This is a genomic window from Sphingobium sp. CFD-2 (assembly GCF_024611135.1).
GTDB lineage: Bacteria > Pseudomonadota > Alphaproteobacteria > Sphingomonadales > Sphingomonadaceae > Sphingobium > Sphingobium fuliginis.
This window is the reverse complement of record NZ_CP084409.1, coordinates 1-18,427: the sequence shown is the minus strand read 5'-3', so window position 1 is coordinate 18,427 and position 18,427 is coordinate 1. Positions and strand designations below refer to the sequence as shown.

Here is an 18,427-nt window from a genome sequence, read left to right as displayed (position 1 = left end):
CCTCCCTCAATATTCGCTGGTTAGGAGAATGGTGAGCACGCGGGTTGTGGCATCGGGATTCCACGGTTCGGCGCTGCCAAATTCAAGATCGCGGTCGTAATAGTCGAACTTCCACATGACCGAGAGGGCTGGGCGTGCGCTGTCGTCGGTCCAGCGGGTATGCCATTGGCCGATCACATCGCGATAAAGGAAACCGGCGTCATGCTCGCCGTGCGGGTCGTTGTCGGGTGTGAAATCCTCAAAACCTTCGATCATCTTGAGAATGTCGGTCTGCGTATTCTCGTCCAGCGCCGCGATGCCTTGCGTAATCACGGTGCGGCAAGTCACGCCCATCGTTCGCCGCGCAATGTCGTTCAGCGCCGCGACGGTGGCGATCTGGTCAGTTGTCGCTTCCATTTTCCTCACTCCTTTAGGCGAAGCCGCTGCCTGCGGCCTGCGGCTCTGACCCGCTGGCGAAGCGCGGGATGGGGAGGGGGGAGCAAAATCGATGGGAGTGGTGCGGGCGGCACGGTTAGGGAGGCCCCGGCGCGCGCGAGCGCGCCGGAACTGGCCGAACTTGGCGTGCAACCCGGTCCTGTCGATTATGCTTCGGGAACGAAAGGGCGGGTGCCCTTGGTGTTCCCCCGGTGGCAGCTGCCACCACCGGCAAGGCGCGGCCCTGGGCCGCTCGATCCTATGTGGCAGCTGACAGACTACTAAGCGCGCGGCCCTGGCCGCTCATTTTTCAGCGCTCGCGGTCCTTTGATTTCTCGGCGGTCGGCGTCGGTGATTTGCCTTCGCGCAATGTTGCGGCGACATGGGCCTTTGCGCTTTCGACGATCTGCGCCAGCTGTTCCTTCGATGCGCCGCGCTCGGTAGCTGTCGCGACGCGCTTATCAATGGCGAGCTGGAATTGCGCGAACCTGGCGTCGGCGCGGTTCTGCTCAGGCGAGTTTTTCTCGAATTGCGCAGCAAGGCGTAGATCAACCTGACTGACGCCGGGAGGCATGACTTGCAGACGTAGCGCGCGATCGGCGGCCTGAATGTCGCGGTCGGTCATTTTCGAAAGGAAATCTGCGGCGCCCGCGCTGATGGCGCGGACTCTTTGCAGCGGGTCCATGCCCTCGGACCAATTGACTTCGATCTGATGATAGCGGCGTTGCTCAATCAGCTGAAGGTGGTGCATCGGCCCTTTGGGATCGCGGAAAAAGGCAAGCTCCTGCGCTGAACGCGCGGCCAGCTGGCGCATGTCAGCGGACGTTTCCGCGATCCGGTTAAGCTGCTCATGCTGCCGCGACGCAACGGTTTGCGCAGTAGGTAGGTAACGGCTGATTTGATCCTTGGCCTGCTCGATACTCATTGCGCGTCGTTCGCCAACTGGCATGAGAGATTCCATCGAGGGCGGAAACGCGATGCCCGCTGGCCCACGCGCTGGCTCGACGCGGTTCTGTTCGAGCGGCATTGCATCACGGATGACTTTGGCGAGAGAGGCGTGATTTCCGGTATGGAAGCTGTCGCGGCTCGCCTCCATCCAGTCCTTCGGCCCCATTGCCTGGATCGAGACGAATTTTTCGGCCGCAAGGGAATGTAGCTGCAAGTGCAGCCGCATGGTGCGACCATTGCCCTCACGGAACGGATGAACGGCATTTAACTCGGAAATATGCCGCCCCATGGTATCGGCAAAGCGATCACGATCCATCGACTTGAGGGTTTGGAGGTCGGGCAGCTGCTTAAATTCGTGCTCCATGCTGCGGGCAATGAAGTGCGCTCGGGCAAAAGTGCTGCCCGGTTTGCTTATGTCCACAATCCGAAAGCGCCCCGCCCAATCATATACGTCCTGAAACAGATGATTGTGCAGTTCGCGATACTCGCGCGCGTTCGTCGCCGGCGCGGCGCGCTGCACGACCAGCTCGCCATGTCGGACAACCGAGAAGAAAGCTTCTCGCTCCTTGAGGATATTATCGTCGCGGATTCCCAGCTTGTTCCGCAGAACGTCGCTGTTACGCCAAGTGTAAGGGTCGCTCACCTGTCATGCAGCGAGTTTCTGGCGGGACAGAACATCACGGTTGTAGTCCTGCGCCAGACCAATCGCCACATCGACGGGAATTTGGGTTTCGACCAACAGCAAACAAAAAGAGTGGTCATCCGAAACCAATTCAAGTCCTTCAATCTTGCAATTTGCGATTGCTTCGCAATAAGCTGCCATCACGTCAGGAATCTCTTCCTGCCGACGCGGCTCATACCCCATCGCCTTGATGCGATTCCTGTAGGTGTCGATGATATTTTCCATTTTGCACCTAAAAACGACCTGCTCCCGCTCATAGTTAACATGTCGGGATTTGTATATAAACCACATTGAGTAGCCCCCATATTTCACCTTCCTGAAATGGGACGCCGCGCTTGCGCGGCGTCTCGTGCATTTTGCGGGGCGGGCATTTCAATCCGCTTGGTCGGTCATCATCGCCAACAGGTAGTCGGCGGCGTTCTGAGCCTCACGGGCCGCCTCGAAAATCGCGCGCTTGTCGTTGCGGAGCGCGGTCAACCAGTGCTCGATATACGCGACATGGTCTTCGCGTTCCTCGACCTTGAAACCGACAATCGCGCCGATGAAGGATGCGCCCAGCTCGGCAACATATCCTGACAGTCCAGCGAAAAATGGCGGTTGGAAGGTGAAAACCATCGGTGCCTCCAGCACTGCCCAAAACCCATGGCTCCCCCGAAGCGGGGGTGGGCGGCGAGAACGACCGGAGAGGCCCGCTGTAGCGGCGGGCCGCACCCGGAGGGGCGAAATGAAATGGAGCAGCTCGGCGAAGCCGGGCTTGCGGCGCGCCGTGGCGGGCCTAGCAGGGAGCGCCGACCAGACCCGCATCGAGGGAGGCCCAATAATCAGCGCCGCCGCGCCAGCGGCGTCCGCTGGTGAGCGGGCGAAGCCCGCGCATCGCTGCGCGCGACGAAGCGGCCGAGCCCGCTGGGGATCGGCCGCTCAGCCTTGGTCGCCGCTGGATCATGGCTGCTGGGCGTGCATCCAGTCGGCTGCCGCCTGCGCCTTGCTCGCCGCGGTGAAGATCGCCCGAGGCTCGTCCTTGAGCAGTTGCAGCCAGGAGGCAATGTAGGCCGCGTGATCGGGTCGCGGTTCGTGCGCGATCCCGAGATCGGCGAGCAGGAACGATGCGGTCAGTTCGGCGGTCGCTTCCTCCATGGCGAGCGCGTGCCTGGTCCACTTGGCGCTGAAATCCCGGTCGAGCCGATGGGCTGCGCCGCTGGCATGAGCTGCCTCGTGAATATGGGTGGCATAGAATCCGTGGGCGTCGTGGAAGGCGCTGAAATCCGGCATGTGGATGCGGTCTTCGGCGATGTGATAATAGGCGCTGGCCGAGCCGTAGACGGTATCGATGCCGAGTGCGGCGATGAAGGCTTCGGCGGCGGCGAGGCGTTCGCTCTCGGGCAGGACCGGCCCCTGTTCGAGCGCATAACCATCGACCTGATCGGCGTTGAACAGGCTGAACGCCTTGGCGAAAAGCCGTCGGTGGTCGCCATCATCGTCGCTGGCTTCGCCGCCCTTTGCGCGAAACTCCTTCCAGAGGACGCCGAGGCTGGCATGTTCGCCCTTGCGGACCTGCGCGCCGAGCGCCTGCCACTGGCGATAGGTGCCCCAGACCCCGCTCGTATAGCCGCTGCCATAGGCGGCCGCCCAGAGCGAGACCGTATTTATGCCGCGATAGGGCTTGCCGCTGGCGACGTTGGTCGGGCGGGTGACGTCGGCGCCGGAATGATGCCACGGCATGCGCCAGGTGCCGGTGCCGGCTTCGATGACGGCGACGATCGCGTCGGTGACGCGAGCGTAGACGTCGACACGTGGTGAGGCTGGCATGATCTGTTCTCCGTTCTCGCGCCGGGGACCATCCCCGGCGGCGGAGGCCCGTTCGCGCCGGGCACAGGGGGGCTCGCGCACCCGCCAGGGCCGCAGCGAAGCGGAGGACGGCGAAGCCGTTGCGCGGGCGCGCCGACCGGCGCAGGAATCCGCCAACAGCCGGGGCGGTCTACGGCGCGGGAGGATCGATCCCGGCAATCACTGCGGTCAGGCGATCGAGCTCGCGCTGGAGCGCCTGACGCTGGAGATCGGAGATGCGCCGCTCGCGCAAATGCGCCTTGGCATCAGCGGCTGCACGCTCCCACGCCGGCCTATGGCGGGCGGTAATGCAGGCGTTGGGGCAGCGGGTCGGCTCGCACAGGGCGGTGAGCGGCTGTGCGGGATCGGGGGTCGTCACGCGCTTGAGGCAGAGCGCGGTCGCGGGATCGAAGAAGCAATCCGCGAGCGGGCCGACATGGAAGGTGCGCGCGACGCTGGCGAGCATGACGCGCAGGCGGGCGCGATCGGCGATCATGGCGGGCAAAGGCCCTTGTCTGACGGCGGCATCGTCGAGCGTCCGCGCGATGCGCGGTCCCGCCGGACCGCCGAGCGATGCGCCGCCCTGCCGCTGGTCGAAATAGTCCAGCAGATCGTCAGTCTGACCGAGCCGGCGCTGTGCCTCGACCTCGGCACGAAACCCCGATGCGCTGGTGCCGGCATAGCCCTCGAAAGCGGCGACCGAGGCGTGCTTATACTGGATCATGCCGGCGACGGTGCCGAACGGACGGTTGGCGATGTGCCACGCGATCGTGCGCCGGAACTGCCGCGTCGTGATGCGCCATGGCTTGCCATCGGGACCGGATGGGATGATCGGCGCATCGGGGCTGCCGAAGGCGGTGTTGAGGTGGTCGCGGAAGGCGTTGAGCTGGCGGACCACCTCGCTCGACAGATGCGTCTTGGTGACGGCGCTCGGACGCAGCACCGGCCAGAGTGTATCGCTGCCGCTGGCACGCGCCGGTCCTGCCGACAGGCGTTCGAGCACCGCGATCGCGTCTGCGACCGGCTCGATCGTCACCCAGCTCGCCGCCTCGCCCACGGCCCGTCGGCGCTTATAGATGGTCGATCGGATACGATGCCGCTCGATCAGGCCGTCCTCGCTGCGCGCGATCGTGAGGCAACCGCGGCGCATCGCCTGCACCTCGCAGTCGCGCATGCCGGTCAGATAGGCGCACACTATGTAGGCTGCGGCCTGGAGCATCCGTTCCTCATGTGCGAGAGTCTTCGCGTCGAAGCGTTCGCGCCATGGCCGACCGCTCTCGGGGTCGATCGAGATCGGCGTGTCCATGCCGCCGACCTCCACCCCCAGCTCGGTCGCCACTGCGTCGATCAGCCTCGCTTCACCGCCGGTCAGCATGAGATGCGCGCCTGGCTCGGTCTGCACGTCGATCCCGGCATGGAGATGCAGGAGATGGGCGTTGATCGGTGGGGTCACGGTGCCGGTGTTGGGATCGACGCGCAGCTTGCCGTTATGAGCGGTGCCCCAGATCGGTGCGCCGCGCCCTTCGCGGCGTCGGCGATCGAAATAGGCCTTCAGGCGGGTGCGGCGACGTTGCCGGCGATCAGCATCCGGGAGGCCGGCGTCGGCGGTGACAAGGCGATCCCGGCGCGCTTCGAGCCGATCAAGCTCACGGCGGGCCGCGAGAATATCGCCGGCGAAGGCGGTGACGTAGCGCAACGACCAGGCGAGCAGCGCGGCGATGACCTCTTCCGGAAACCGCGGGGTCCGGTTCTCGCGGACGTGCCGGTAGCCTGCAACGCGGGCGGGCGACTGTCCGCCCCAAGGCTCAAATGCGAGGCCTCCGCCAGCGAGGTGGTCACGATAGTGATAGAGATCGGAGACCACTTCGAGGAGGTGGCCGACTATGACGGGTCGCCGCGCGGGATCGTCGCGAAGATGGCGGGCGTAAGCATCGACCAGCGCGTGATCGATGCGGCCAAGGTCGAGCCGTCCGAGCGTCAAGCGCGCGAAGGCGAAGAACCGTCGTGCGCGGTTGAATGCCTGCCGGATGCTCGCCGGCGGCAGCTTGGGACGGTAGCCGGGAAGATCGACGTTGAGGCGGGCGTAGAGATAGGCGCGCATCGCCGCCTGCACGTCGGGATGTTCGAGCACGTCGAAATGCACGGTGACGTGGCAGCGCCGGGCGTTCTCACGGAATACGGCGGGACCGAGATCCCAGCTCGGGTCGCCGACGCGCGACAGCTCCTCGCGGGCATGGCCTGCCTTGAGCGGCGCGCTCGCCAGCACGGGCCGATCGTCGAACGCGGGTGCGCGGGCATGGGCGGGCGTGGTCATACGCGTGCCTCCGGCGGCAGATAGAGCCGCTCGCTCGCCATCTGCCGACGCGCATCGGCGATAACGGCATCGGAGAAGGCCGGCAGAACCTGGGCGGTGATGCGGGCATGGACGCGGCCGAACTTGGCCGCCCAGTCGCTCGCCGGCAGGCTCCGACGCTGCTCTTCGACGAACGCGAGGAAGGCGAGGATCGCGGGGAGCTTGCGCGCGGTGATGACGGCGTTGGGGCAATCGAGGCACCCCCAGAAGGGCTGCGCGCAGGGCGAACCGGGCTCGGCGAAGGGACTGCTATGGAAGCCTGCGCAGGCGGCGAGCCAGACATCCTGTTCGCCGTCGAGCAACGGACCCACCGTATCCGGCTGCATCAGCGGCGCGGCCTGTTCGGGCGCTGCGCGCAGCGCCTGCTCGGCGGTGGGCGGGAGCACGGTCGGCATCGCGGCGGCGACCGCTTCCCGAAAGGCATCGGCAATGGCAGCCTCGTGCAAGGGCCGGAGCGACGGCAGATCGGCATAGTGGCGCGCCGCGACCTCGCGGGAGTGGCCCACCGCGAAACGGGCCATATGCCCCTCGGTCTTGGTGTACCACAGCGCCTTGTGGGTCTTGCGCAGCCGGGAGAGCAGCAGGTGGAGCGGCTTGCCGTCATCGTCGACAATAGCATGCTGCGCCACCCAGGCAGCGATACGTTCCGTGGGGTGAGCGACGCCTGTCCGGAGGCCGCCTGCGTTATGGTAAGCCCAGAGGCAGTCGTCGGTCAGATACCTGCGGGCGGTCGCCGTGACGTCGATCAGGCGACGAATAAGGCCACCAGGCGTGCCGCCACCGCCGTCACGGACGCGCATGCTCTTGTGCTCGGCACCGCGGGCGCGGCGCTTCAGATAGCGCAGCTCCACCGTGCCGGCATGGGGGTTGGTGAGACAATCCACGGTCAGCGCCTTCAGGCACTCGGGCTCGAGACCGGTATCGAGCGTGAGCAACACGAGCAGCGCCGGCAGATCACGCGCGAGCAGATGATACCGGCCATGAAGATCGTCGATGAGCGTGCTGAACGGCAGGCCGCGCCGCAGGCGCATGAAATAGAGGCGGCGCACCTCGACGCGGTCGGTTAGAATAGCTCCATGGCGTGCGATGATCGCTTCGACATCGGCGCGTGCCCTGGCGATTACAGGGTCGCCTCCATCGGTCCGGTCGTCGGCGCCGAGACGACGAAACATCGCTTCGACATCGGCCCGCGCGGCGTCGCGCAGCGCGCGGGCGACGAAAGGACTGTAAGCATCGCGCGGGGTCGAGCGGCCCGCCGAAGTAGCCAGTGTATAGCGCAGCCGCTCATGCAGGTCGGGCGCGATCCGATCGGGCCGGTCGGCCTCGATCGCGCGCAATGTGTTGATGATCTTGCCGACCGTTATGTGCCGGTGGATCGCGCCCATCCCGCGCTGCTCGAGCACGGAGGCGAACCCATCGATATGGACTGCGCGCAGGTCGCCGACGCTAGCCACGTTCAGCGCTTCATCGCCAAGCCAGGCGAAGAACAGGCGGTAAGCATTTACATACTGCTTGATGACGCTGGCCGCACCGATGGGGCCGCCGAGCGCTGCTGACCGACGCAGCGCGCCGGCGAAGGCGATGGCGAGTGGGCGAGGATCGAGCCCCGTCATATCGATCAGGACCGTCCCGCCATGCCGCGCCTCGATGGTGAACTTGAGGCCGAGCACCGGATCGGGCTGCGGTCGCTCCGGCGCGATCGGTGCGAAGGCGACGGGCCGACCCTTGCGGGGACGCCCGCTCATGCGCCCTGCGGTCCCGGCAGCAGCGCGAGCAGCTCCTCGACGGCTGCGTCCACCGTATCGGCGCGGGTCGCGATATGGTCGAGGTAGATATAGGTGGTGGTGAGGCTCGCGTGACCGAGCAGGCGTTGCACCTGTTGCAGCGGGTCGCCCAGGATCAGCCGGTAACTCTCCACCGGCCCCGCCGGCAATGCCGCTTCGCGCAGCCGCTGCTGGATCAGCAAGGCGAGCATATGGACTGCGAAGGTGTGACGAAGCTGGTGCGGACTGATCGACAGCGGGAAGCCGTTCTCCTCGCACCGCTTGCAGGCGCGGGTGAAGATCACCTCCCACGAGTTGGGGCGAACAGGCTGCCCGACTTCGGTCAGCCATAGCGCCGCCGGCTCGTGGGGCGTTCCATCCTCGTTGCACAGGATCAGGCGGCATCGTTCCTCCGGGGTGCAGACATCGCGCATGTGGTCGAGACCGGCGCGGGTGACAGGGATCGGTCGCTCGAAGCTGGCCGCGCCGCCGCGTGCGGCGAACTTGGCCACACCCGCGGCGCGCTCGACGGCGACATAGGCGGCAATCTGACGAAGCAGCCGGCGCGGGACCAGAACGCTGCGTCCCCGGTCGCCCTTGGTGAGCGGTGGTGGGAGAGGCAGCCAAAGCTGTTGGGCGTCGCCGTCGCCGCGGTCGATCGCTGCGAGCTCGGCGGCGAGCAGGCCCGACGCCTCTTCAAGGCGCAGGCCGGTGGTAACGAGAAGGTCGGCGAACAGCGCGTTGCGCAGCCCGTTCCGATCGCGAGCGCCGGGGCGCTCGGTGCCGTCAGGGGTGAGGCCGCGCAGGCCGACCTCGCGGAAGATGCGGTAGTCGTCCATCGTGACGAACCGCACATCCGACCGCTTGGCGACACGTTCATAGGCGTCGTTGCGCGCCGCGATCATGCCACGACGGCCACCCTGCGCCGGTCGCCACACGGCGCGACGGCTGAACGGTGCCTCGGCAATCAGCCCTTGCTGCTCGCCCCAGCGGTAGAGGCGATCGAGGCTGGCGACGGCCCGGTTCCAGCTTGCCGCCGTGATCCGGTGATCGGCTTCGTCGCGGCGTCGCTCACGATGATAGGCGCCCACATCGTCGCGGGTCGCAGTCCACACGGTCTTGCCGCAGGCATCGAGAAAGCGAAGCCAGACCGCGACATCATAGGCATAGGCGCGAAGCGAATGCCGCGAGCGGACCCCCGACAGCGGCAGGTCGAGAAAGAAGCGATCCAGATCGGGATCATAGAGCGCGTCACCGCGCAGGATCAGCGGCACATGCGCATCGAGACCCTTGGCCTCGCGGCGCTCGCAGACAATGATCGACACCGGCGCGAAACCCTCCCCCCGGACCCCCCACCCGGAAGCTGACCTCGCACCGTTGCGCCCTATGGCCCGGCAGCTATCAGGCTGGCCTCCGCCAGCTCTTGGGTCAGCGCTACGGCCAGCCTGATAACTGCCTACCGTGGGCGTCCATCGCCGACCTTACTGCAATGTTGCGGACGGCGCAGACTGTCCAGATAAGGCTACGAGCTCGTCCCTCGCATAGTCGGCGCGGCTCGTTGAAATCAGGGTTTTCCGGTTGAGGCGGCTTTCATGCCCTGCATGATGCACGGCCTCATGCGCAAGCGTGGCATAGTAGTCGTCGGCGGAATGGAACGCTTCAAAAGCGGGCATTTGGATATAATCGTCGCGGGTGTGGTAATAGGCTTGCGATCCGCCGATGCGAACGGTTGCGTCGATGCGAGAGAACATCACTTCAAGCTCAACGTCGCGGGCTTCGGGATTGGTGATGATCGGAGCGGGCGCGGGATATTTGCCGTCCAGTCCCTCGACCTGATCGGGTAGGGTAGGCCGGCAAAGTCTCAGAGAGAACATTGCTCGGCCCCCCTCCGAACCGGACGTGCACCTTTCAGCGCATCCGGCTCTCCACGACTGCGTGCTATCCGCCGTTGGCGGTCGGTTGGTTGACCGGCGTGGATGCTATTGTGGCAAGCGACGCAGAGGACCGCACGCTTGCTCTGCCGTGCCGACCGCATGTAGCGGGACAGCCCGGCATATTGCATCTCCGCGACCCGGCGGACGTGATGGACCTCACAGGGAAGGTCATCCCGACCACAACGCTCGCACTGGCGGGCGTTGAGTCGTTCGACCAGCTCCGTTCTGCTGAACACGAACTGGGCGGAGCGGGGATTATCGATCCCGCCCCACGATCGGACATGTCGTCGCAGGTCCTTCAACTGCCATAGCTTGATCGCGCGGGGTTCATCTCCCACCTCGAAGCGGATGAAGAAGTCCATCCCACGCCGCAGTCTGGCGAAGACGCTGCGAGCTGATGTCCTATGCTTGGCGGCGATGGTTTTGACGCAGGAGAACAAGGCGAAGTAACCGGCCTTATTCAACTTGCGCTTCACGTCGTCAGCTAGAGCATAATAGTTCGCAAAGCCGCGCCATTCGGCATTGTAGGCAAGGACGATCTCCACGTCGCTTGCGAAGCGCAGCGCGGGCCGATGACGCGGGCGGAAGGCTTCATAGTCGCCCCAGCCCTTATCATTGACGAACCGGACCACCCGGTCCCTTGGCACTCGGAGCCGCAGCCGGTCAGCCAAGCCGCGCCGCAAGGTGGATCGACCATAGAAGATCGCCTTGTGCGGATTGCGGTTGGTGCTGGTGCAGACCTCGTATCCTAAGAACCGCGCCCCGTCCGTGGCTTTTCGGATTCCACTTTTCTCGGCAGACATTTCCAGCTTCAGGGTGTCGGTCAGGAAGACCCTGACCTCGTCCATCAACTGGCGTGCATCCGCCTTGCTGCCGGTCACGCCGATGAGGAAGTCATCAGCATAGCGGCAGTACCGTAGTCTCCTATAGTGGGGATCAAGGGCATCGTTGGCCGGAACGGTTGCCCGTTCTGCCTTGAGCCGACCGATCTCCTCCAGCACGGAGGCGATCTTTTGGGAGTCTGCGGACCCTGCGGCCCGCATCGCATCCACTTTCTTCCGAAGGTAGCAGACCTTTAGACCCAAGCGCCTCGCATCTTTCGATGGTGCGCGCTTGTTGCCTCTGGTGAAGCTGGCGATCCTATCCTGCATGAACATGTCAAGTTCGTGCAGATAGATGTTCGCCAACATCGGGGAAACGACCCCGCCTTGCGGTGTACCGCTGTAGGTCCGATGATAGACCCAGTCCTCAATATAACCTGCCTTGAGCAGGCCTTGGATCAGACGCACAAAGCGACGATCCGCGATCCGCTTCTCCAACAGACCGATCAGGACATCATGATCGATATTGTCGAAGAACCCGACAACATCAACGTCGATCAGCCACTTCACCCCCGTCCATTTGGCGCGGATAGATTCCAACGCCGTATGGCACGATCGCTCTTTCCTAAATCCATGCGAGTGCTGCGAGAACAGCGGCTCATAGATTTGCTCAAGGAGCGTCCGCACCACTTCCTGGACGAGCTTGTCCTCCGTGGTCGGCACGCCAAGCGGCCGTTTCTTGCCGTTGGCTTTCGGGATATACACCCGACGTACCGGCTTGGGCCGATAGCTTCCGTCCGCCAACCGGTCGATGATCGACCTGACCATCTCGGGCGAAAAGCCGTCGAGTGTCTTGCCGTCAACGCCGGGCGTCATCGCACCCTTGTTGGGCGCGATCTGCTGATAGGCATGCTCCCAAAGGAGCGGGCTTTTCATGAGGCGGAAGAGTCCATTGACCCGCCGACCCGACCTGATGATGGTCGGGAGTGATCTGACGGCCCTCTCGATGGTAACTGGCAGCATTAGCACACCTCCTCGTGAGATTGTCTGATCGCAGTCGCTGCCGCCCTTCCCCCGAGCGGTGAGGCTTTTCACACGGGTTGCCCCGCACTTATGGCCGCGCTCGTTCCCCATCAGAGTGGAGACTGTCCCGACCATTACGTCGGGCATTTGAGTACTATGGCGGCTCCGTCGCCATGCAGGTCCGGCAAGCCGTCCTGTTTAGGCGATCCCGTAATTACGGAAGTCGGAGTTCCGACGTGGTTAGGTGCCCCGTTCGTTCACTTGCCCCTCCCTACAGAGGGTGCGCCGGAGAAGCTGGCAGGCTCGCGGCATCACCGCTTGCTCGGGAGGAACTCAACGCCCTTTCCTCCATTTCTCCGATGTGCCGCGTCAACCATTCTGCGACACCGCTCCGTTATTAGCCGCTGCAAACTGGGGTTCAGGCAGTATAGCTTTCACCATACACGTCTTGCCCTGATCCATGACGCCGCAAATGGTTCTGGCGCTTCCGGACCTTTTCTGAACATGCTACTTTCCCCTGTCCCTTTCGGGATTTCAGCTATTTCTAGCCAAGGTTGGTCCAGTGGGCATGATCTATAGCCAGCAAGATCATCTACTCATGGTAGAGCTCCTTTTTACTTCCGCCTTTACGGCGCACCATTGAAAACCGTGTATCGTTTCAGGAACGGAATGGCGCGCTCGTCGTCCGTTTCGGAGTCTTTAACGACAAGCTTGTTGGCATAGACAACGGTGGTCCCCTTGCTGCCCTTCCTGACATTGCCGCCAAGCTCCAATGCCTGTTTGAAGGTCAGCCAATAGGGCGAGGCGAAGCCCTGACGCATGGCACTGGCCCAAAGGCTGAGGACATTGATCCCACGATAGGCAACCCCATTGTGCCGGAGCGGAATGGTCGGCCCACCGCTCCACGGCTTCACCCAAGGCTTTGTCCCCGCTTCCAACATCGCAAGAATGTCGTCGGTGACGGCCTGATAAATGTCGATCCGGTTCGTTTCCTTGGCCATTTTCCTCACTCCTTTAGGCGAAGCCGCTGCCTGCGGCCTGCGGCTCTGACCCGCTGGCGAAGCGCGGGATGGGGAGGGGGAAGCAAAATCGATGGGAGTGGTGCGGGCGGCACGACTAGGGAGGCCCCGGCGCGCGCGAGCGCGCCGGAACTGGCCGAACTTGTCGGGCAACCCGGTCCTGTCGATTATGCTTCGGGAACGAAAGGGCGGGTGCCCTTGGCGTTCCCCCCGGTGGCAGCTGCCACCACCGGCAAGGCGCGGCCCTGGGCCGCTCGATCCTATGTGGCAGCTGACAGACTACTAAGCGCGCGGCCCTGGCCGCTCATTATGGCGGCGGGTTGCATGATTTTGTGTGGAATCTAAACCAGTTGCCAGATGAAACAGCAGGTGAATCAGAAATGGAGTTCGTTCGCAGAATATTTGGGGCTGTAGAGCCACGCTACCTCATCCGGGCCTATATTTTTGGCGCTCTGTTCTTCGCCTTCATGATGGCGCTAGGCCCGAAAACCCCGTTCCTGATTATCTATTTTCTGATCTGCACGGCGCTATTCCCATTTGCCAAGATGGTTTGGGACACGGCAATGGATACGATGCGCGGCAACACGATATTCGTCATGCCAGCGCTGATCCTGATCGTGCTCAAGCTGTTCATCAACATGATGCTGTGGTGCTTTGCGCTGTTCGTCGCACCCATCGGAATTTTCTTCCTCAACAGGCGCATTCGCTGATCGCAAAGGCGGGGCGGTGGCAGCTGCCACCGCCCCGAAGTTTGCGGGGAGCGCGGGAGTGAAGCGCGCTCCCCGTGCCGTCATGCCGCTTGGCTTTCGCTATCGGCGGCATCGGGCAAGGCAGAGGGTCGAAGGGCGGGGGGCAGAATGCGCCGCCCCGCAAGACGCTCGTTGACCGTCACAGCAAGGTCAGAGCGCTTCATGGTCTGGCAATTCTCTACAGCGTCGTTGCCGCAACCTTCGGCCAGCAGCTTCAAGAGCGTGGCCTTGCTAAGCTGGTCATAGAATACCTGATTAGGTTCCCACTTGTCGGCCATGTCGATCTGCGCGACCCCGACGATCTGCGCCAGCTGGCGGTCGCGGTCGCTGTGGAACGAAAGGCTCGTGATCTGCGAGGCCACGCAGTAGGCCAGCAGCCGCAATTTCGCTTCGCTGTCCATCTGGCGCATGTCGTCCAGCGTGGGTGCTTCGGCCAAGCGGTCAAGATCGGCCCTCGCGATCTCGTCAATGTCGGCAATCGTGGAATGGCCCATGACCGCATCGTCAACATGGAAGCGGTTCTTCTCGGCGGTGATTTCGGCGGCTTGTTGCCACGAATAGGCGTTGCCGCGAACCTGTCCCAAGAGGCCCGTCAAGAGCACGTCCAGCGCCAGTTCCGGGTCGCTGGCAAGGGCTTCTCGAACCGCCATCGTGCGGATGCCGCCCAGCTGATCCATGACTTTCTGCGAGTAGTCGGGCCGGGGAGGCTTGGGGCCATCGGCGGCGGTCCCCTTGGCGCTGCGGGTGAACGCGACCTGTTCGATACCGTCATGGCCGATAAAGACGATAAGGGAGTGCTCGGCCTTCTGCTCGGCAGTGAAAACGCGGCAAGCCGATACGATGGCGTCCTGCTTGCGGGTCAGGGCGCGCAACTCGTCGTCATAGTCGTGCTCGTCCTCGTCCACCTCGCTTTCCCGCTTGGCGATTGCCGCCTCGATCTCGACCAGCTGCGCGGTTTCTTCCTCGGTCGGGTCGCGCTCGCCTGCGGGTTCCAGATGGCCGCGCATCCAGTAGGAATCGGGCCGGTAGAGCTGCCCTTCTGCATCGCGCCAGCCATCTTCGCGCGCCGCCTTGGCGATGGCGTCGAGCCGATCTTGCACAAGGTCCATGACAAGGCCCGCATCATCACAATAGCGACGTTCTCCGAAAAGATCGGTGGTGAAGGTGCCGCCTGCGGCGCAATAGGCTTCCTCGCCCACAATGCGGAAATGCTTGTCGGTATCGGCAACCTTCTCCTGGGTGAGCATGGCCCGGATTTGATGGGCGTTGTCGCCGGTGCGCTTGAAAACCTCAAGCTGGCGGTCCTGATCGTCGGTCAGCGCGAAAGCCTGCGCCGCGCCCATGCCGATTTCGTCTTTCTGGAAGGCTTTGAGAATGGTCGGGTGCAGCGCCGCCAGCTTCAACACGCGGCGGACATAGGCGGGGGAGACGCCGAACGATGCTGCAACATCGTCAACGTCCTTGCCGCTGTCGATGATCGCCCGATAGGCTGCGATGGCATCGGCGGGGTGCATGTCCTCGCGCTGCGCGTTCTCGGCAAGCGAGATTTCCAGCGCCTCGTCCTTGCTGCGGATTTCAACGGGAACCTCGAAAGTGCCGGGGATGGCCTTTGCCTTCTGCAACAGCTTCAAGGCCCGGTAGCGCCGCCCTCCGGCGCAAATCCTGATTTTGCCGTCTTCGTCATAGCCGATCAGGTTTTGCAGCACGCCCCGCGCCTGAATGTCGGCCGCGAGGGCTTCGATTTCCTTGGGCTTCACCTTCCGCACGTTGAGGTCGGAAAGCGCCAGCTTGTTCAGTTGGATGGTCTGGATGGTCATTTCTCACTCCTTTAGGCGAAGCCGCTGCCTGCGGCCTGCGGCTCTGACCCGCTGGCGAAGCGCGGGATGGGGAGGGGGAAGCAAAATCGATGGGAGTGGTGCGGGCGGCACGACTAGGGAGGCCCCGGCGCGCGCGAGCGCGCCGGAACTGGCCGAACTTGTCGGGCAACCCGGTCCTGTCGATTATGCTTCGGGAACGAAAGGGCGGGTGCCCTTGGCGTTCCCCCCGGTGGCAGCTGCCACCACCGGCAAGGCGCGGCCCTGGGCCGCTCATTTTTAGCGGCTAGAGAATGGCGAGCGCGAGAACCGCAACGATAGAAGCACACAAGGCGGACATGAGCATGAGGCGTATCGTCGCGGCATTGATCGTGATCGCAGCGCCGACACAGGCCCATAGCAGGGCAATTGTGGGTCCAGCGCGGTAAATCAGGAAGCCGAAATAGCTGTTCGGCAGGAATTGCGGATAATCGAGGATCAGGCGTGCGACGATCCCGCCGCCTGCGAGAATGAGCGCGGCGATCAGCCATGCCGCGAAAGCCTCGACGCGCGGCGAAACGCTGTGCCTGGGCGCGGCCTGCGTCGTCGTTCGCGTCGCGTCATTCATGCTGAACTTCCCTTCTAGCCCTGACCGTCACCCGAATGGGCGGAGACGGCTTTGCTGGCTCCGTGGAGCCGCGCGGCGCAGCCGTGTGGTGGAGTAGGGCAGGTTCCCGGCTCCGGTCATTTGCACTTGTTCGGCAGCTGGCCCCTCTCGATCGCCAGATTCCTCATTGCCTCGTAATCGACACCCCAAAGGCCTCGTCGCTCATCGGCCGCGTCTTTCATGAAACGAGCATACGCCAGCCCTGAATGTTGCCTGTAATCAACGGCATATCCATGGCGCACCATCGTTGCCGAAACAGATGCCCCATTCGACCGAAACCGGCACGACAGGTTAGACCGGCCCCAGCTTGTCCGCCGCGTGTTGCATATCGGCTCGATCGTCAGCTTTTCGTCCTGAAAATCGCTCGTGCAGTCCATGCCGCCATTTTGCTTCACCAGCTCTTCCAAATAGAGCTGCGCTGCGATCTTGGGCACATTACCCTTGCCGTCCTCATCCGGCGCATCAATTCCCGACAATCGCACCCGCTTTTTGTCGAGCGTTTCGAGCGTATCGCCGTCGATAATGCGCGGGTTCTCGACGTGGATCGAAACCGGCTCGCTATTCCTCGCCTGCATCTGATTGAACAGCGCGCCGAAAGCGAAAACAGAGAGAATGGGCAACGCGATTTGCTGATTTCGCGGCCATTTTTTGAAACCTCGGATCAGCACCTGGCTCTCTCCTGAAGAATGTCGTTCCAGTCCATCGGCGCCGGGGCTGGCGGCAGGATGATTTTCAGTTCGCGGTCGTTTGCAGTGAGGTGGTCGCGCGCGTCCTCTATGGCCTGTGCGGCTTCCTGGCCGTGTTGCGAGTAGATGACGATTTTGCGGATGCGTTCGGGGATCGCGATCAGGCCATAGCGGCGAATGCCGCCAGCGCCCCACACCTTGAATTTCCCGTCACTAAGCTGGGTGACGGAAACGGCTTCCTCGAAGCCTTCCGCGAGGCGCAGAACATCGCCGGTTGGCTGGCCGCCGATCCGCATGGCGGCGTGTCGGACCAGGCCGAGCGTCAATTTCGCCTCGCGCAGCGCCGCATGGTAGCGTTTCTCGCCCGTTGCTGGATCGAGCAAGATCCGCTGCACGGCGATTATGCCTTCGTCGGCCTCGAACGGCACAAGGAGGGCAGGATGCTCTTCGCGGGCGTCGGGCGGACCAACGATGCAGCGCGGAGCGAAGCGCACCTTGAGGCCGGTCGGGTCGATCGCGCGCGAACGCAGATAGCGTTCAGCCGCGGTGCCTGCGATCGGCACGGCGGAATCCCATAGTTGCAGGGCGAGCTTCCGGCGCGAGGGTTCGGGCGCGCGATCGACCGTTTCGCCGCTGGTGTGGCGATTGATTTTGCGGCTGTTGAGCGCGGACCAGACGGCTTCCTGACTGCAACCGGCCCAACATTTGAACAGGACAGCCTTCTTGCCGGGGGTGACTTGGAGCGACGGATTGCGGTCGTTGTGGGCTGGGCAGCAAACCATGCCATAGGAGCCGCGCCAGTGGCCGCCCATATCCGCTACGATCTGACGTGCGCGTGCTTCGACGTCCATCTGCATCGAACTTCTTTCGTCAACGGTATCCCGACATTGGGATTTATACACATTTCACGGAGGCGGGCAAACGATCGGGATATATGCCAATATCGCGCATGGCCCGACTAGGGCCATTCAATATAAATATCTCCGCCGGTTATCTTCACTTGCGGATGACTCACGTTCTTTCGCCTCAATCGCTTCGCCCAAGCTGGCGAGAATGTCCCTCAGCTCGCGCTTGTCCCGCTCTTCGCGGGTTAGCTCCCATAGGGGCAGCTGATCCCTCATGCGCTCCATGTCGCGCGCCGCCTCGATCTGGCGATACTGTTCGCAAGCGGGCGCTGGATCGGCCGCGACGCCGCGACGCCGGCGAGCGGCGAAGATTTTCGAGAGAAAGGCGGGGAAGAGGAAGCGATAGGCGTTTGTGGCCTGCTTGATGCGCGGGCCAGCGCCTTGCGATTCGTTGTCGGGAACCGGCTCGTAGCGCCTGAACCAGTCGATAATGCGCGCGTCTTTGAGGCGCGAAAGCGCCTGAACGACGCAATTCTTGCTCAGGCCGGTTCCATCCATGATGGTGTGAAGGCTGGGGAACAACGCGCCGGTGCTATAGTCGATGACGCGGGCCAGGAACTCGATGATCTGGATGCCGGCCTGTCCGATCGCGCCGTTGCGAACGCGCGGTGTGGTCGTTCGCCGCTGCGCAAGCGTTTGCCGCTCGTAGAGCTTTGCAGCTTCGATCATCTCGCGCATCTGGCGCGCATTGCGGATCGGCGTGTAAGCCTTGGCCCGCTTCTCGTGGCCTACGGCGATGCTGCCGGCCCAGACTTTGACGCGCGGTTTTTCGGCACGCGCAAGCAAGGCGCGGTCGATCGTGGCGAGGCCGGTGCTACGCAGCACGGCGCCTATGGAAGTGGTCAT

At 63.5% G+C, this 18,427-nt stretch carries 16 protein-coding genes and 1 pseudogene; 1 reads left to right on the top strand and 16 read right to left on the bottom strand.

What is annotated here, in order from left to right:
• Window positions 1-6: 6 nt before the first annotated feature.
• The 11 genes and pseudogenes from LDB29_RS28280 to LDB29_RS28230 all read right to left on the bottom strand — a co-directional run.
• Window positions 7-396 carry a DUF3768 domain-containing protein gene (locus LDB29_RS28280; protein ID WP_056379706.1) on the bottom strand — a complete coding sequence of 130 codons (390 nt, stop codon included), beginning with the start codon at window positions 394-396 and terminating at the stop codon, window positions 7-9.
• Between the two features lie 328 nt (window positions 397-724).
• Entirely contained in the window at window positions 725-2,005 is a 1,281-nt protein-coding gene (locus LDB29_RS28275) for a Fic family protein (protein ID WP_257558826.1), read from the bottom strand.
• 3 nt (window positions 2,006-2,008) lie between these two features.
• Window positions 2,009-2,269 carry a hypothetical protein gene (locus LDB29_RS28270; RefSeq protein ID WP_006968047.1) on the bottom strand — a complete coding sequence of 87 codons (261 nt, stop codon included), beginning with the start codon at window positions 2,267-2,269 and terminating at the stop codon, window positions 2,009-2,011.
• 147 nt (window positions 2,270-2,416) lie between these two features.
• On the bottom strand, window positions 2,417-2,659 hold the full coding sequence (locus tag LDB29_RS28265; RefSeq protein WP_257558820.1) for a zincin-like metallopeptidase domain-containing protein: 243 nt from the start codon (window positions 2,657-2,659) through the stop codon (window positions 2,417-2,419).
• A gap of 324 nt (window positions 2,660-2,983) precedes the next feature.
• Window positions 2,984-3,850: an ArdC family protein gene (locus LDB29_RS28260; RefSeq protein WP_257558350.1), complete on the bottom strand. Its 867-nt coding sequence runs from the start codon at window positions 3,848-3,850 to the stop codon at window positions 2,984-2,986.
• A 169-nt stretch (window positions 3,851-4,019) separates the two neighbouring features.
• Window positions 4,020-6,182 carry an integrase gene (locus tag LDB29_RS28255; protein ID WP_257558349.1) on the bottom strand — a complete coding sequence of 721 codons (2,163 nt, stop codon included), beginning with the start codon at window positions 6,180-6,182 and terminating at the stop codon, window positions 4,020-4,022.
• Window positions 6,179-7,966 (bottom strand): hypothetical protein, encoded by a 1,788-nt coding sequence (locus LDB29_RS28250; protein WP_257558348.1) that lies wholly within the window; start codon window positions 7,964-7,966, stop codon window positions 6,179-6,181. Before LDB29_RS28250 ends, LDB29_RS28255 begins: the two co-directional genes overlap by 4 nt.
• Window positions 7,963-9,309: a site-specific integrase gene (locus tag LDB29_RS28245; protein ID WP_257558347.1), complete on the bottom strand. Its 1,347-nt coding sequence runs from the start codon at window positions 9,307-9,309 to the stop codon at window positions 7,963-7,965. The genes LDB29_RS28250 and LDB29_RS28245 overlap by 4 nt, the downstream gene beginning before the upstream one ends.
• A gap of 156 nt (window positions 9,310-9,465) precedes the next feature.
• Window positions 9,466-9,858 (bottom strand): zincin-like metallopeptidase domain-containing protein, encoded by a 393-nt coding sequence (locus tag LDB29_RS28240; RefSeq protein WP_257558817.1) that lies wholly within the window; start codon window positions 9,856-9,858, stop codon window positions 9,466-9,468.
• The gene (locus LDB29_RS28235) at window positions 9,846-11,897 is read right to left on the bottom strand and encodes a reverse transcriptase/maturase family protein (protein ID WP_257558685.1); all 2,052 of its coding nucleotides are present in this window, start codon (window positions 11,895-11,897) and stop codon (window positions 9,846-9,848) included. Before LDB29_RS28235 ends, LDB29_RS28240 begins: the two co-directional genes overlap by 13 nt.
• 503 nt (window positions 11,898-12,400) lie before the next feature.
• A pseudogene (locus tag LDB29_RS28230) lies at window positions 12,401-12,763 on the bottom strand (ArdC-like ssDNA-binding domain-containing protein); the annotation flags it as partial.
• 338 nt (window positions 12,764-13,101) lie between these two features.
• Here LDB29_RS28230 and LDB29_RS28225 point away from each other — a divergent pair.
• Complete coding sequence (locus LDB29_RS28225) at window positions 13,102-13,491, top strand: hypothetical protein (RefSeq protein WP_139181870.1); 390 nt, start codon at window positions 13,102-13,104, stop codon at window positions 13,489-13,491.
• A gap of 80 nt (window positions 13,492-13,571) precedes the next feature.
• Here LDB29_RS28225 and LDB29_RS28220 read toward each other — a convergent pair whose 3' ends face one another.
• From LDB29_RS28220 to LDB29_RS28200, 5 genes are all read right to left on the bottom strand, one after another.
• Entirely contained in the window at window positions 13,572-15,347 is a 1,776-nt protein-coding gene (locus tag LDB29_RS28220; protein WP_056379709.1) for a ParB/RepB/Spo0J family partition protein, read from the bottom strand.
• Window positions 15,348-15,630: 283 nt separating this feature from the next.
• Entirely contained in the window at window positions 15,631-15,951 is a 321-nt protein-coding gene (locus LDB29_RS28215; RefSeq protein ID WP_056379711.1) for a hypothetical protein, read from the bottom strand.
• Window positions 15,952-16,067: 116 nt separating this feature from the next.
• Window positions 16,068-16,658, bottom strand: a complete 591-nt coding sequence (locus tag LDB29_RS28210) for a thermonuclease family protein (protein WP_020819817.1) — start codon at window positions 16,656-16,658, stop codon at window positions 16,068-16,070.
• Window positions 16,652-17,533, bottom strand: a complete 882-nt coding sequence (locus LDB29_RS28205; RefSeq protein WP_056379713.1) for a toprim domain-containing protein — start codon at window positions 17,531-17,533, stop codon at window positions 16,652-16,654. Before LDB29_RS28205 ends, LDB29_RS28210 begins: the two co-directional genes overlap by 7 nt.
• A 111-nt stretch (window positions 17,534-17,644) precedes the next feature.
• On the bottom strand, window positions 17,645-18,406 hold the full coding sequence (locus LDB29_RS28200) for a replication initiation protein (RefSeq protein WP_235538614.1): 762 nt from the start codon (window positions 18,404-18,406) through the stop codon (window positions 17,645-17,647).
• Window positions 18,407-18,427 lie beyond the last annotated feature (21 nt).